Source organism: Gammaproteobacteria bacterium, from assembly GCA_016705365.1.
Lineage (GTDB): Bacteria > Pseudomonadota > Gammaproteobacteria > Pseudomonadales > UBA5518 > UBA5518.
In genome coordinates this window covers 572,856-587,940 of the sequence record JADIYI010000009.1, presented here as the reverse complement: position 1 = coordinate 587,940, position 15,085 = coordinate 572,856, and the positions used below count along the sequence as shown (strand labels likewise).

11 protein-coding genes are annotated in these 15,085 nt (G+C 62.4%); 9 read left to right on the top strand and 2 right to left on the bottom strand.

Features of this window, described 5'->3' with window-relative positions:
* Position 1 precedes the first annotated feature (1 nt).
* From IPF49_20715 to IPF49_20685, 7 genes are all read left to right on the top strand, one after another.
* The gene (locus IPF49_20715; GenBank protein ID MBK6290016.1) at positions 2–2,167 is read left to right on the top strand and encodes a hypothetical protein; all 2,166 of its coding nucleotides are present in this window, start codon (positions 2–4) and stop codon (positions 2,165–2,167) included.
* Positions 2,164–4,356, top strand: a complete 2,193-nt coding sequence (locus IPF49_20710) for a methyltransferase domain-containing protein (GenBank protein ID MBK6290015.1) — start codon at positions 2,164–2,166, stop codon at positions 4,354–4,356. The genes IPF49_20715 and IPF49_20710 overlap by 4 nt, the downstream gene beginning before the upstream one ends.
* 65 nt (positions 4,357–4,421) lie before the next feature.
* Entirely contained in the window at positions 4,422–5,441 is a 1,020-nt protein-coding gene (locus IPF49_20705; GenBank protein MBK6290014.1) for a hypothetical protein, read from the top strand.
* Positions 5,431–7,794, top strand: a complete 2,364-nt coding sequence (locus IPF49_20700; GenBank protein ID MBK6290013.1) for a YfhO family protein — start codon at positions 5,431–5,433, stop codon at positions 7,792–7,794. The genes IPF49_20705 and IPF49_20700 overlap by 11 nt, the downstream gene beginning before the upstream one ends.
* 9 nt (positions 7,795–7,803) lie before the next feature.
* On the top strand, positions 7,804–8,781 hold the full coding sequence (locus IPF49_20695) for a glycosyltransferase family 2 protein (protein MBK6290012.1): 978 nt from the start codon (positions 7,804–7,806) through the stop codon (positions 8,779–8,781).
* On the top strand, positions 8,778–9,464 hold the full coding sequence (locus IPF49_20690) for a class I SAM-dependent methyltransferase (GenBank protein ID MBK6290011.1): 687 nt from the start codon (positions 8,778–8,780) through the stop codon (positions 9,462–9,464). Before IPF49_20695 ends, IPF49_20690 begins: the two co-directional genes overlap by 4 nt.
* Positions 9,461–9,811 (top strand): EamA family transporter, encoded by a 351-nt coding sequence (locus IPF49_20685; GenBank protein ID MBK6290010.1) that lies wholly within the window; start codon positions 9,461–9,463, stop codon positions 9,809–9,811. Before IPF49_20690 ends, IPF49_20685 begins: the two co-directional genes overlap by 4 nt.
* On the opposite strand, the gene IPF49_20680 is transcribed toward IPF49_20685, so the two are convergent.
* The gene (locus IPF49_20680) at positions 9,757–10,845 is read right to left on the bottom strand and encodes an acyltransferase (GenBank protein ID MBK6290009.1); all 1,089 of its coding nucleotides are present in this window, start codon (positions 10,843–10,845) and stop codon (positions 9,757–9,759) included. The genes IPF49_20685 and IPF49_20680 overlap by 55 nt on opposite strands.
* Positions 10,846–11,039: 194 nt before the next feature.
* Here IPF49_20680 and IPF49_20675 point away from each other — a divergent pair, with 194 nt between their 5' ends.
* A complete protein-coding gene (locus IPF49_20675; protein ID MBK6290008.1) occupies positions 11,040–12,284 on the top strand; it encodes an acyltransferase in 1,245 nt (414 codons plus the stop codon).
* On the opposite strand, the gene IPF49_20670 is transcribed toward IPF49_20675, so the two are convergent.
* On the bottom strand, positions 12,239–13,096 hold the full coding sequence (locus tag IPF49_20670) for a sulfotransferase (protein MBK6290007.1): 858 nt from the start codon (positions 13,094–13,096) through the stop codon (positions 12,239–12,241). The genes IPF49_20675 and IPF49_20670 overlap by 46 nt on opposite strands.
* 443 nt (positions 13,097–13,539) lie before the next feature.
* Here IPF49_20670 and IPF49_20665 point away from each other — a divergent pair, with 443 nt between their 5' ends.
* Positions 13,540–15,084, top strand: coding sequence for a 2-isopropylmalate synthase (locus IPF49_20665; protein ID MBK6290006.1), 1,545 nt, complete (start codon positions 13,540–13,542; stop codon positions 15,082–15,084).
* Position 15,085 lies beyond the last annotated feature (1 nt).

Here is a 15,085-nt window from a genome sequence, read left to right as displayed (position 1 = left end):
CATGCAGTTCCTGCTTTACTCGCGCATAAACGCCCGCGACATCGGGAGTGCGCTCGGTGCACCCGAATACAGCTATTATTTTCTGCTGGCGGAATTCCGTTCGGTCTTCGAACAGCTGGGTACCGTCACGGTGATCGAGGACGCGCTCGCCGAGGCGGACGAACTCTACGCGAAGCATCGTGCGAACGGCCAGGACTGCGTGCTGGTGGCGTTTACGGCGCCGCACAATATGCCGCGTCCCGCTGCTTGTCCGGTCATTCCCCTGTTCGCCTGGGAATTCGAGCGTATTCCCGACGAGGTGTGGGGCGGCAATCCGGACAATGACTGGCGTAACCCGCTGGCGCGCTGCGGTCGTGCGATCACCCTGTCGGAACACGCGCTGCGCGCGGTAAAGGCAGCCATGGGCGAAGACTTTCCGGTGTTGGCGGTGCCGGTGCCGATCTGGGAGCGAATGGCGCCGGCGCAGGCGATGTGTCGCGGGGAGAGTGCACTCACCGCCGGCATCGTGGTCGACGGCGCATTGCTGAGCACGCGCGATTTCGTTGTGGGCGCAGATTCGTTTCACAGCCAACGTCCGCTGTCCTCGTTCACGTTCGAGGTCTGGGACGGCTCGGAGCAAACGCTCGATTTTCGCCTGCACGCGCCGGGCACCGGTGCGCTGGACGGCTTTTTTCCTCCCGAACCCTGGGGTGCCTGGTCGCGCAATGCCGAGGTCTCGGTGGTGCTGCCGTGGTTGCTGCACGGCGATGTCACCATCGAGATAGTGGCACGCGCCTACGGGACCAACCAGGGGCGTCCATTGCTGATCGGGATCGGCAGCGAATTCCAGGTGCTGCGTATCGGCGACCGTGACGAAACACATTCGTTCACGTTCAGCCTGTCGCATCCGGCGCGTCTGCTTGTAATAACGGGCATCGATGTCATGCACCCGCCCGACGGGACGGACCAGCGCACGCTCGGCATCGGCTTGCTGGGGCTGAGCGTGCGTCGTGCCGAGGGCACCACGGTGCCCGCGGCTCCCGTGTCCCTGGATTTTTGCGCAGGCTCATCCGACGGCCCCTTGCTGCACGGTTTCTGGGCTCCCGATGACTGGGGAAGCTGGTCCTCCGCCGAGGCGCCGTGGGTCATGTTGCCCCGGCCGGTGACCGGGCGTGTGGCCGTGGAGATTGAATTGTGCGGCTTCGGCCTCAATGCCGGCAGCCGGATTGCCGTCTATCTCGGCAAACAGACGAGAGAAGTCGTGCTGTCGTCCGTGGTCGAAATGTACCACTTCGAGTTCGATCTCGCGGAACCCGCCCAGATTTTCGGATTTATCGGAGTCCGGCTGTGCCCGGTCGGGGAGCCGGGTGACCCCCGGTTGCTCGGAATCGGCCTGCGAAGTCTGTTGATTCGCCCCTTGTCCGATCCCCTCGGCTCGCGCCAGGCGCTGTTGCGCTCTCTTGCACCGGCACACGTGCGGCACTGTGCGAGGCTCGAGGGTGTGGTCTACACCAGCGTTCTCAATCCCTGCGATGACCGCAAGAACTGGCGACTGCTGGTGTCCGCATTCGGCATGGCTTTCGCCGATTGCGCGGATGCGACGCTGGTTCTCAAGATGACGCACCATTCGCAGTCCAGTTACCTTTTTGAATTCCATCACCTGTTGCAGCGCATGCCGCCGTTTGCCTGCAATATCGTCCTGATACATGGATTTCTCGACAGCGAAAACTACAGGAACCTGATTGCGCGCACCGACTTTTATGTCAATGTCTCCAAGGCCGAAGGTCTGTGCATTCCCATCATGGAGTTCATGATTTGCGGGAAGCCCGCCATCGCGCCGCGTCACACCTCCCTTTGCGATTACCTCGACGATGCAAACTCGATAACAGTCGATGCGAGCGTCGAGCCGTGTATCTGGCCGCATGATGAGCGGGAGGTGTTGCGCACGCTGCAATACCGGGTGAATCCGCAGTCGGTGGTTCTGGCGTTGAGGCGAAGCCATGAACTGTTGCGCAGCGAACCCGAGGCGTACCGGCGCATGGGCGACGCCGCAATGAACCGCATGCGCCGCTATTGCGGATTCGACAGCGTACTGGGTCGGATGCGGGCGTTCGTTGGTGGCGGGGAGCGCGAGAGCGCGGTCCATGACCGCGGCGCCGATTCGGGCCACGAGGAGCCGGCGAGATGATGTTTCTCGTGCACGCGAATTTTGCCGCCGAGACGATCGAGGGCGATCTCGGCAAGGAGGACTACAGCTATTACTTCGTGCTGCGATCCTATGTGCCGGTACTGCAGGCGTTGGGGACGGTCGTGGAACTGCGCGATCCGCACACCGAGGCAGACGTGTGGCACAGCCAGTGTGCCGCACGCGGTGAATACTGCGTGCTGCTCGCGTTCTCGCCGCCGCACCGCATTCCGATGGGACTGCGCTGCCCGGTCGTGCCGGTATTCGCATGGGAATACGACAGCATTCCCGACGAGAGCTGGCGCCATGACCGCGAAACGGATTGGTCGAGAATACTTGCTCTCCACGGCCGCGCGATCACCCACTCGGAATTCGCCGTGAGCTCGGTGCGCGGTTCGATTCGCGCCGATTTCCCGATCGTCTCCATACCGGCGCCGGTGTGGGACAGGTACACCTGCGCCGCCGCCCGCGATCCGCTGCAGGAGCCCGGCGCCGCGCGCAAGCTCGTTGTGCAAGGGGCCGTGCTCGACAGTCGGGTGGACGATTTGCGCGCGGATGATGCCGAACTGCTGCGTGCCTGCGCGCCGCGAGAGCAGGAGTTGACGCTCGACGGCGTGGTCTATACCGCAATATTCTGCCCGATGGACGGGCGCAAGAACTGGGAAGATCTCGTTACGGCATTTTGCTGGGCGTTCCGGGACAAGGCCGATTGCACCCTGGTCCTGAAGCTCGTGCACCATGACCGCGAGGAGGCCATCGCCGAGGTGCTCCTGGCGATGAGGCGTCTGCCGCGCTGTTTGGCGCGTATTCTCGTCGTGCACGCATTCCTCGATGACGAGCAGTACGGGCAGCTGGTCCGGGGCAGCGATTTCATCGTGAACTCCTCGCTCGGAGAGGGGCAGTGCCTGCCGCTGATGGAATTCATGTCGGCGGGTGTGCCCGCCATCGCTCCCGGACACACCGCCATGCTCGATTATCTCGATGACACCTGTGGTTTCGTCGTGCGGGCTTTTCCCGAGTGGTGCAACTGGCCGCAGGATTTGCGCGAGATGCTGCGCACACGGCGCCATCGTCCGGAGTGGGAGTCGCTGATGTCGGCCTACGTTGCGAGTCGCGAGTTGCGTCTGCTGGATCCGCCCGCGTACTGGCGTATGTCGCAGCAGGCGCGCGGGCGTCAGCGCAGGCATTGTTCGCAGGATGTGGCGCGGGCGAAGCTGCTGCATTTTTTCCGCGCGCATGCCCGAAGCCTGCAGGATGCAGACCATCAGCCGCAGCTGCCCGGGGCGTCTGGCGCAGTGGTGGGCGAGCACTTTCCGGCCAGGTCCGGGCTGGTGGGGACATTTCTTCGCGACAAACTGCGGCGCCTGCTGTTTTCACTGCGCGAGTCCGCGCTCCTGCGTGGCGCAAACCTGCGTGCCGACCCGCGGGCGAGTGGTCTTTCCGACATGGTGCGCAGCGGCTGGTGCAACGCCGCTGCCGGCGAACTGTTCGGCGGGTTCGCGGTGGGTGTGGACGACACCGTGCTGGATGTCGGCTGCGGCGACGGGCTGGCCGTGACGTTCTGCGCCCAACAGGGCGCCCATGTCGATTTCTGCGACATCGATCCCGACAAGATACGTGCGCTCGGGCGGCACCTTGACGAGCGCGGGCTGACTCGTCATGCAGGTCATGTCGTGCGTGGCGACAGGCTGCCGTTCGCCGATGCCTCGATGAGCCGGGTCATCGCGACGGAGGTTCTGGAGCACGTCGACGATCCGCGGGCGCTGCTCATGGAGCTCGTGCGCGTCGGCAAGCCGGGTGCGAAATACCTGATCAGCGTTCCCGATGCTGCCTGCGAAACGTTCCAGATGCCGTTCGCGTCGGCCGCCTATTTTGCACCGCCGAACCATGTGCGTATCATCGAGCCGGCGGAACTCGAGGCCCTCGTCGTCGATTGCGGACTCGTGGTGGAGAGCCGCGGGCAATGGGGTTTCTACTGGTTCATGTGGATGAGCTTTTACTGGGCCGCCCAGGGGCAGGCAGCCGGTGATGTGCCCACGCTGGACCAGATCAAACCGCCCTATCATCCATTGCTCGAGAGCTGGTCGGAAACCTGGACGCGGTTTCTCGAACTGCCGGGGGCACAGGCCATGCATCGCTCGTTCAACGAGTTGATGCCGAAGAGCCGGGTGATCGTCGCGCGCCGTGCCTGAATCTATGCCGGGCGCGCCCTCGCAGGCGAGGGCGCGGGGCAGGGAAATCAAGAGTGGGGAGAGACATGTTCAAACGCAACGCGAACCGGTTGACGCAAAGCAACAACGACGCGGCGACGCAACTGGCAGCGCTGGCGTCACGCCTTGCGGAACTGGAGCGGCAGTGCGCGGGGATCGCGCCGCAACTCGGCACGCTTGGCTCGCGTTTCGATGCCATGGAGGCACTGCTTCGCGGTCAGACGGCCGCCGTCGTTCAGCAGCCGAACTATGTCGACCGCGGCACCCAGCAACTGCTGGCAATGGAGTACCGGCGCGACGCCCGCACCGGGGTGGCGCACGATTTCGAGAGCGTCGAGTTCCGCAATCATTCCCAGAACGGCGAGGACGGAATACTCCATTACATCTTCAGCGTTATCGGCACCACCAACAAGTACGTGGTGGAGATGTGTGCCGGGGACGGTCGTGAATGCAATGCGGCAAACCTGATCATCAACCACGGCTGGCACGCGCTGCTGTGCGACGGCAGCGAGGAGAACATCCGCACGGCGACCGCATTCTACTGGCGCCATCCGGATACCATGAGGATTCCTCCGGCGATCTCCCGCGAATGGCTGACCGCCGAAAACGTCAACGAGGTGATCAGCCGCCATGGCTTCGACCAGCAGATCGATCTTCTGTCCATCGATGTTGATGGCAACGACTATTGGCTGTGGAGAGCCATCCAGGTGGCCAATCCGCGCGTGGTGATCATCGAGATCCAGGCCGGCTGGATGAGCGATGCGAGCGTGACAGTGCCTTACGACCCCGGCTTCTGCGTGCGCAAGCTGGTCGATCCGGAGCAGCACATCGAGGTCGACTATTGCGGGGCGTCGCTCCCGGCGATGGTCAAGCTCGGGCGCGAGAAAGGTTACCGGCTGGTCGGAGCCAACCGCTACGGTTTCAACGTGATATTCCTGCGCGATGATATCGCCGCGGGCCTGCTTCCGGAGATTCCCGCGGAGCATTGCTTCCGCCATCCGGTCGCGCGTTGGCAATATGGTCGGGTGCAGCATTTGCTGAGAGCCGAACCCTGGGATGAAATCTGAACCCATGGTTGCCCCCGGCCCGATTTCCGCGCGCCGACACCTGGGCTGGTATCTTCCGGCGGCGCTGCTGTTCTTGCTCTGTGTGCTGTTCTGGAGGGCGGCGCTGCTGCACGACAGAATCCTGATTCATGGCGAGACGATCCATTTCGACCTGTTGATGCTGCTGCTGCAGTCGCAGGCGCTGGAGGTGGACCCGGGAATCCTGTGGAACGACAAGCTCTACGGTGGATTTCCGTTGTTTGCCGAGGGACAGGCTGCATTCGCCCAGCCGCTCAAGCTCGCGCTCGCGCTGCTGCTCGGGCCCGCGTCGGCGATGATGGCCTATCATTTCCTGGCCATGTTCGGCGCCGCGCTGGGTACGCTGCTGCTCGGACGGGAAATCGGTCTCAGCCGGTCGGCGGCCTGTTTTGCCGGCCTCGGGACGGGTTTTTCGATTGTCTTTGTTTTTTTTCACAACAACATGGTTTGCGCCGGCACCCTGACCTGGGTGCCGTGGGTGCTGCTTGGCGTGGAGCGCTGGTTGCGGCGCCCGGACATCGCGAGCGTGCTTTGGCTCGCATTGCCCGCGACGCTGCTGGTGTTGTCGGGCTATCCGCATTTTGCCCATGGGGTCGCGATATATATCGTATGCCGGGTGTTTGTCGAGGCCTGCTACCGGGACGGGCGGGCACAGGCGCGCGCGCAGTGGCGGCGCTTGCTGCTCATGGGCGCCGCAGGGGTGATTCTCGCTATCGGCCTGGCCGCAGTGCAACTGCTCCCGCTGGCGGAACTGGTGAGCGAGTCCCATCGCAGCGAAGGCATAGGCCTGTTGTATCCGAGCTCGCTCACGATGCATGTGCGCGGTTTGCTGTTCTCCTTTATTGGCCACTATAGCGACCCGTCCGCGCCGAATTTGCAGAGCCTCGGAAGCGCGTTTGTATCCTCCCTGTTCCTGTGCGGCCTGGTTGTATGCCGCGACCGGCGCATCGTGGCGCACGGCATTGCCGCGCTGGTGCTCTACAACCTGGGTGTCCAGGAGCTTTCACCGCTGTTCAGGGTAGTGTACGAGCACTCTCTGGTTCCCGGCATCCACGCATTTCGCTTCATGTGGGCATACGTGGCGATATTCGTCGTCGGTGCCTCGCTGGTGGCGGGCGGAGCGCTCGATGCGCTGGGGGGGCGCGCGGCGCAGCGCGGCTTTGCTCGCATCGAAGCACGCGTTTTCGGGGGCGGTGTACTGCTGCTGAGCGCGGTTGCCATCGGCGCCCTGGTGATTTCGTATTACCATCCCGAGTATGGGAGAACGCAACTGGTCATGGCCCTGATGTTTGCGCCCGCGTGCGTGCTGCCGCTGGCCATGCGACGTCCGGCCTGGACGGCGCGGTTCGCCGTGGGACTGTTGATCCTGGAGTGTGTGGCTTTGCGTTTCGACGTATTTCATTTTGCAGACCGCAACATCCTGGCAGAGCCCCGGCAAATGGAGGCGATCCGGGCGGATCGGAGGGCGGTTGACGATTACCGGGTCATGGACATGACGGCAGCCAGCAGCTTTGGCTACATGCCGCCGGATTCACCCGGTCTCGAGCGGGGTTTCCGCAGCATGATCAACTCGCTTACGCCGATGGCGAACCTGCTCTGGCAATTGCCCTCCATTGACTCGGTTTCCTCGCTCGGGCTGCACCGGCGCCATCTTCTGTACGAGTTGACCCGGAACGAATTTCATGAACAGACCGGGACACCCGGGCGGCGGTTCATCGACGTCCTCGGGGTGCGCTATGTGACGGCAGGTTCCGGTATGGATCTCGCGCATGCGCAGGCAATATACGGCGCTCCCCAGGACTGGAGTGTCTACCGCAATTCCCATGCGTTGCCGCGGTTCCAGCTCTATTCCGCGGCACGTGCCTTTCCGACGCCCGAGGAGGCAATCGCACATTGGGCGGAACGCGCTGTCGATGAACTCTTCATCGATTCCCCCGGCCCGGGGTTCAGCGCCGGGGCATCCGGGCCCGGAGCCTCGACGGCGAGCCTGGCGGTGCTCCGGCACACCCCATCGCGCAGCGTGGTGCGGGTAAAGTCGACCTCGCCCGTTTGGTTGTTCATGGCGGATGCGAACTATCCCGGCTGGCGCGTGCGCATCGGCGGGCAGCTCGCGCCGCTCTTCAGTGCCCAGGTTCTTGGCAAGGCAGTCGAGGTTCCGGCGGGGGACAACACGGTGGAATTCGAGTTTCTGCCATGGAGTTTCCGGGCGGGACTGGTTCTCAGTCTGCTGAGCATGGTGGCAATCCTGGTGTTGCTGGCCGTGCATCTCGGGGGGCGGCGGCAATCGCGCAGCTCTTGTGTCAACCGGTTGCCGCCAGCCTCGCCTGGCCAGTGAGATAAAAACGTGCAGGTCGCGGTCGTCATCCCCTGTTATCGGGTAAGAGAGCACATCGAAGCGGTGCTCGCGGCATTGGGTCCGGAGGTTCAGCGTGTCTATGTGATCGACGATGCTTGTCCGGAACGCACCGGAGAATACGTGCGCGAGCGGGTATCCGATCCACGCGTCAGGGTGCTGCTCAATACGCAAAACCTTGGCGTTGGCGGGGCGGTCATCGAAGGTTACCGGGCAGCACTCGCCGACGGCGCCGATATCGTGGTCAAGATCGACGGAGACGGTCAGATGAATCCGTCGCTGATACCCGATTTCATAGAACCAATTCGCGCATTCGAAGCCGACTACACCAAGGGCAACCGGTTTTTCCATCCGGACGATCTGGCTGGCATGCCACTGATACGGCTGTTTGGCAATGCCGCGCTGTCGTTCATGACCAAGCTCTCCAGCGGTTACTGGAACATCTTCGATCCGACCAATGGTTTTACCGCGATACACGCCGAGGTGTTACGGCTGCTGCCGCTCGGGAAGCTTTCCCGGCGTTACTTTTTCGAATCCGACATGTTGTTCCGCCTGAACACGATTCGCGCCCGGGTCGTGGACATCCCGATGCGCTCGGTTTACGACAAGGAGACGAGCGGTTTGCGCCCCGGGCGCGTGTTGCTGGAGTTTTTGTTGCTGCATTTGCGCAATACCGCGAAGCGACTGGTCTACAACTACTTCCTGCGCGATTTCTCCATTGCTTCACTGGCGCTGGTTTTTGGCCTGATCCTGTTCGTGTTCGGTATCGTGTTCGGCCTTTCGCAATGGTATTTCTACTGGAAGGTCCAGCAGTATGCGAGTACCGGAACGGTGATGCTCGCGGTACTGCCTGCCCTGAGCGGGCTGCAACTGCTGCTCTCGTTCGTCAATTTCGATGTTGCAGCGGTCCCGGACACGGCGTTGTGCAGACTGAAGGCATTTCGACGCAAGGCAGGGGTGCCGAAATGAGGCCCGATCCGTCCCATGAAGAATACATGCGCCAGTGGGTATCGCTTTACGAGGCAACCAACTACGACCAGGGGCTGGCTGGCTACTTTCTCTCCAGAAGCCACGCGTGGCTAGAGAATGCTTTTGCGCCGGACCGGGAGTTCCCGCGGGTGCTCGAGGTGGGCGCCGGAACCGGCATTCATCTGCGCCATGTTCGTCACCGTTTCCGCGAGTACGTTCTGACTGACGGCAGCGCCGACATGCTGCGCCAGGTGCAACTGCCCGCGGATCGCGCAGGCTCGGTGCAGCTGCGCGTTGCCGATGCCTGTCATCTCGAGTTCGAGGACGATGGCTTCGACCGCCTCATCGCCACGCATGTGCTCGAGCACCTGGAGCGACCCTGGGAGGTGCTGCGCGAGTGGCACCGGGTAGTGAAACCGGGGGGAGTGATATCGCTGATTCTTCCCTGCGATCCCGGGCTCGGCTGGCGGCTGGGGCGCCAGCTCGTCGCGCGTGGCAAGTTTGTGAAGGCGGGCATGGAATACGACTACTGGATGGCGCGCGAGCACATCAATCCGATAAACAACCTCGTCGCATTGCTCCGCTATTATTTTCCCGAGCGCCAGGAATCGTGGGCGCCGTTGCGTATACCTTCGATGGACCTCAACCTGTTCTATCTCGCGCATCTGAAGGTGCAGAAATGAAGCTCTATTCTTCCGGGCCGATCGTGGCGATTGTCTGCGTGATGATGATCAGTGCGGGGCAACTGCTTTTCCGGCAGACGAGCCTGGCGATCGAGCGCCGCGGAGCATGGCTCGACAGCGAGGTGCTGCTGTTGCTGGGCACCGCGCTGCTGACCTACGGCCTGGCCACACTGCTCTGGATTCACCTGCTCCGCACCACGCCGTTGTCGGTTGCCTATCCATTCATGGGGCTGAGTTTCGTGTTCGTACCGTTGCTTGGAATGCTGGTATTCCAGGAGTCGATCAGCCTCAATCAGGCGCTTGGCGCCGGGTTGATCCTCGCCGGCGTGTCGCTGTCCAATCTCTGATCTGTCTTCATCGACGCGAATCCTCGCAGCGCAATACGAGCACGCTCGAGGCGTCGCTGCAGGATCTCGAGCGGCATCGAGAGCAGCAGGCAGACGAGGATGGCGCAGAGCACGAAACTCGCGCTGGCCCGCACCGGCATTCCGGTCACATGCTCGATGATGAAAAATCCCAGGCAATGGGTGATGAATATCGGGTAAGCGAGATTTCCGAGACGTTCATCCAGCGCCTTGATGCGCCCCGGCCAGGCATGCCCGCGCAGATGCATGGTGGTTGCCAGCAGCGGCAGGGCAACGCTGGCCCCGAGCAGCACTTCGCGCGCCCGTTGCTGGTGGATGAGGGTGTCCGTGAACGCGCAGCCTGCGAGGCCGAGATACAGCAGCCATAGCACAACCGCCAGCGGCCGCCGTCCACCGCTATCGTCGGCATACAGGTAGCCCATCAGGAAAACCGGCAGCACGCCGAATATATAGCGGTAACCCAGGTTGTCGCTGTTGAAGCGTGTGGATTCATGGACAAAGCCGAAAATTTGTACGGCAAGTGTTGCCAGCAGCATTACCATGAACAGACTCCGCCATCGGTAAAGCAGCGGGAGCAGGAGGTAGAAATGGAATTCCGTTGCCAGCGACCAGGCGGGAGGCACCAGGGGGTGGGGCAGCAATTCGCTGATCACCAGCGGTTCGAAAACATAGTTCGCGGGCAGCAGAAGCAGGTTCCACAGCAGTTTGAGCGGGGAAAGCTGCTGGTTCATCAACCAGAATCCGGGCGATGCACCCCACAGCCAGAGCAGGCCGACGGTGATCGCGAGCACCACGAGGTATTGCGGGAACAGCTTCAGCACGCGGTCCACGATGAAGTCACGCACCGGGGTCTGCGCCAAGCGGGTAAACCGTTGGTAGCTGCAGCGCATCAGGTAGCCGCTGATACAGTAAAAGCAGATCACCGCGACAACGCCTGGATTCAACGCCCAGTCGAAACCCGGAACATGCGAGAGCAACACGGCGAGCGCGAGCGCGAAGCGGATCAGGCCGAGCAAAGCCGGCGACTCCGGAAATATGCTGCTACGGGTATCCAGCCGGTGTTCGGGACGGAATCACGGGACTTGCGAGCGGTGCGCGGTATGTGCAGCATAAGACCCCTTGTTGGGTTCGCACGCACATTAATGCAGACCTCCGGTCGTTACAAGCAGGCTTGCGTCCCCCGTTCCATGGTTTGCACCAGGACCAGCACATGACAAAAAAGATTCAGGATATCGAGGTCCTGCGCGGTATCGCTGTGCTGTTCGTGTGCGTGGAGCACATGCACATGAACCTGTTTGCCTGGGTGCCCGGTCAGTGGCACCAGATGTTTTACGGCTGGAGCGGAATGTGGTCGGGCGTGGATCTGTTTTTTGTGATCTCCGGCTTCGTGATCGCGCGCGACCTGGTGCCGCGGCTGGCGGCAACAGGCTCCACGCATGAGCGGCTGGTGGTCTCGGTCGCGTTCTGGATCCGCCGCGCGTGGCGGTTGATTCCATCGGCCTGGTGGTGGCTCGGCGTGATTCTCGTCGCCTGTGTGGTGTTTGATCGCTCGGGCGCCTGGGGTTCGTTGCGGGCGAATTTCGAGGGGGCGCTCGCCGCGATATTCCAGGTAGCGAACCTGCGCGTCATGGCGACTTACGGGGTTCACGAAGCCGGAGCGACATTCCCTTACTGGAGCCTTTCACTCGAGGAGCAGTTCTACCTGTTTTTTCCGTTCCTCATCTGGATGAGCGGACGGCGCCTGCCGCTGGTGCTGGCGGTCATAGTCGTCGCGCAATTGGTATTGCCGCGCACGCCGCTCGGCATCATCTGCCGTACCGATGCGCTGGGGCTGGGCGTGCTGATCGCCCTATGGTCGAGCCGCGACAGCTACCGGCTGTTCGAGCCTCGCTTCATGGCGAACCGCTGGGTCCGGGCCACTCTGGTGCTGATACTTCTGGTCGGGCTCGCGTTCATTGGCGGCGAGGATATCCATATCCCGATCGAAATCAGCATGGTGGCGATCATCGCGGCCATTCTGGTGTTCCTGGCATCGTTCGATCGGGACTATATCCTCGCGCGCGGATGGCTGAAGAATGTGCTGCAATGGGTCGGAGGGCGTTCCTATGCCATCTATCTCATCCACATTCCGGCGTATTTCGCGACCCGCGAAATCTGGTTTCGCCTGGAGCCGGAGGGGACCGTGTTCAGTCCCGCCTACATGCCGCTTTTCCTCGCAACCGCGGTGGCCCTGATTGTCGGGTGTGCCGAAATAAACTATCGGCTGCTCGAGGTTCCGTTGCGCAGGCGCGGCGCGGTGATTTCGGAGCGCTACCGGAACGAGCGCAATGTATCGCGAATGCCTGCTGATCGCGAGGCACCACAGCACCGGTTGGCGGAGACCGACCCGGATTCCGCTGCCGGCGCTGCTCAAAGCGCAAGGATTTCAGGCCAGAAATCGGCGGGCTTGCCATAGAACCGGAGGAACCGGGCGGCATCGGGGGACACCTCGGTTCGGGTGAGTTCCCGCGCTCTCGCGTCCCAGTGGACCGCTTCCCGAAAGTGCCGCCTCAGACCCAGAGGGGCGAGCAGCCGGTCCTGGTTTCGTGCCGGCACCAGGGAAATTGCCTGGCCACTGAATTCGTGGTTTCTCAACCAGCGCAGCACCCTGGTATCGATGTATTTCCGCTCCCCGGCATTCAGTGCAGCGGCCGGAATATCCCGCGCAGGACTTTCGTCCAGGCCCAGGAAGCCGAAGCACGCCCGCAATACGGATTCGCGGGCACGGGCGAGATCCTCCAGGAAGACGACCAGAATCCGTTGATCGCCGAACACCGCACGGTACTTCGAGATACGTTCCCAGTACAGGCTGTCTTTTGTCATCTGGGGCAGCATGTCGAGAGCATCCGACAAGCGGTAAGGCGTATCAAAGCCGAACAGCGGTGAGCTGTGATGCATCTCGCGAAAGCTCGATTCGATGCGCTTTTTCGGATCGCGGGCAATGAATATGAAGCGCGCACCGGGGCAGTGTTCGTGAATGCGCTCTACGCACATATCCTCGGACAGGTAGGAGGAATACTGTGGCGTGCCGTCCAGAAGCAGTTGTCCCGGACGATGGCCTGCGTAGTGCCCATGCAGTTCGGCCCAGCGGGAATCGTAGTCGGGGGTGCAAAAAAACCAGGTCTCCTTGGCCTCGGGAACGAATATCCCGGGATGTCTGCCCAGCAGTGCACAGAGGGTGGTGGTGCCGCATTTTCCGAAACCCGCGACGAACACGTCTATCTGCAAGGTTGCTGCCTCATGGTTGTCCGGATCCCGGCCTCAAAGGGCCGCTATTTCTCATTGATCGATGCGCCCGGCGTGGTCGCGCACCCTGGCGTGTCAGGCGCGACAGTCTAGCAATTTCCGCCGTTGCGCGACCCCGGGCGAACGGTACCGGGTCCCGGCTCACCCGGGGCGCGGTACAATGTCGGGTATGCGTGCCCCGAGCTTGGCAAGCGTCGGCTATTTTGCTTACCATCGGCATACTGCTATCCGGAACGGTCGCTGGACAATTACCCGATGAGATCGAGAATCGCCAATCAATCCGCGCCGAGTGCATTCCATGCGCCGCGCCTGCTGGTACTCCTCCTGCCCTGAGGGGCAGCACACACGTCTCTACAATTCCATAGTCGCGAGAAGTTCAATAGGATGGGTGCCCACGTGCGCCTGTTCGCACCCGAGGAATGACCATGAGCAAGGATCGGTTGATCATATTCGATACGACGATGCGCGACGGCGAGCAGAGCCCCGGCGCATCGATGACCAAGGACGAGAAAATCCGCATTGCACGGGCGCTCGAGCGCCTGAATGTCGATGTCATCGAGGCCGGGTTCGCGATTGCGAGCCCAGGCGATTTCGAGGCCGTGAAGGCAGTGGCCGCGACGGTACGAAATTGCACCGTGGCCTCGCTGGCGCGGGCCGCATACCGCGATATCGAGCAGGCCGCCGCCGCGCTCGAGGGCGCCGCGCTGCCGCGTATCCACACCTTTATCGCGACCTCGCCGATCCATATGCAGTACAAGCTGCAGATGACGCCCGAGCAGGTGCTCGATCAGGCGGTGCGCTCGGTCACCCAGGCACGCGGACACACGGACGATGTGGAGTTCTCCTGCGAGGATGCGAGCCGCTCGGAATTCGAGTTCCTGTGCCGCATCATCGAGGCCACGATCAAGGCCGGCGCACGCACCATCAACCTGCCCGACACCGTTGGCTACGGCGAGCCGGGCGAGTACGGCGCCTATATCGGGCGCCTGATGAACACCATACCGAATGCCGACAAGGCGGTGTTTTCGGTGCACTGCCACAACGATCTCGGGCTGGCGGTGGCCAACTCCCTGGCGGCGGTGCTGCACGGCGCGCGCCAGATCGAGTGCACCATCAACGGTCTTGGCGAGCGTGCCGGAAATGCCTCGCTCGAGGAGATCGTGATGGCGGTTCGCACCCGCGCGGATATCTTCCCGGTCGAAACGCGAATCGTGACCGAGGAGATCGTGCCGATTTCGCGCCTGGTTTCGAGCATCACCGGCTTTCCGGTGCAGCCGAACAAGGCCATCGTCGGGGCCAATGCATTCGCCCACGAGGCGGGAATCCACCAGGACGGGGTGCTGAAGCACCGCGAGACCTACGAAATCATGCGCGCCCAGGATGTGGGCTGGAGCACCAACCGCCTGGTGCTGGGCAAGCACTCGGGCCGTGCCGCGGTGCGCGCCCGCTTCGATGAACTCGGCATTACCTTCGAGACCCCGGAAGAGCTCGACCTGGCGTTCAAGCGCTTCAAGGAACTCGCCGACAAGAAACACGAGATCTTCGACGAGGATCTGCAGGCGCTGGCCAGCAATGTGAGCAGCGAGGAAGCCGCGGATCGGTACCAGTTCGTGGCGCTGGAGGCGGTTTCCCATACCGGCAAAAAGCCCCATGCGCGGGTCACGATGAGTATCGATGGTGCCGAGCGCGAAAGCTATTCCGATGGGGACGGGCCGGTCGATGCCGTGTTCAGGGCGATCGAGAACGAGGTGAACAGCGGGACCCGGTTGCTGCTGTTCTCGATCAACGCGATCACCACCGGCACCGATTCGCAGGCCGAGGTGATGGTGCGCCTGGAGCGCGACAACCGCATCGTGAATGGCAATGGCGCTGACACCGACATCATCGTGGCTTCGGCCAAGGCCTATCTGCATGCGCTGAACGCGATGAGTGGCGCGACCCGCGCGCATCCGCAGATCAGCGGAATCTGAA

Excerpts from the sequence above, each read along its gene's own strand:
- IPF49_20715 (MBK6290016.1), top strand. The coding sequence starts at position 2 with ATGCAGTTCCTGCTTTACTCGCGCATAAACGCCCGCGACATCGGGAGT.
- IPF49_20710 (MBK6290015.1), top strand. The coding sequence starts at position 2,164 with ATGATGTTTCTCGTGCACGCGAATTTTGCCGCCGAGACGATCGAGGGC.
- IPF49_20705 (MBK6290014.1), top strand. The coding sequence starts at position 4,422 with ATGTTCAAACGCAACGCGAACCGGTTGACGCAAAGCAACAACGACGCG.
- IPF49_20700 (MBK6290013.1), top strand. The coding sequence starts at position 5,431 with ATGAAATCTGAACCCATGGTTGCCCCCGGCCCGATTTCCGCGCGCCGA.
- IPF49_20690 (MBK6290011.1), top strand. The coding sequence starts at position 8,778 with ATGAGGCCCGATCCGTCCCATGAAGAATACATGCGCCAGTGGGTATCG.
- IPF49_20685 (MBK6290010.1), top strand. The coding sequence starts at position 9,461 with ATGAAGCTCTATTCTTCCGGGCCGATCGTGGCGATTGTCTGCGTGATG.
- IPF49_20675 (MBK6290008.1), top strand. The coding sequence starts at position 11,040 with ATGACAAAAAAGATTCAGGATATCGAGGTCCTGCGCGGTATCGCTGTG.
- IPF49_20665 (MBK6290006.1), top strand. The coding sequence starts at position 13,540 with ATGAGCAAGGATCGGTTGATCATATTCGATACGACGATGCGCGACGGC.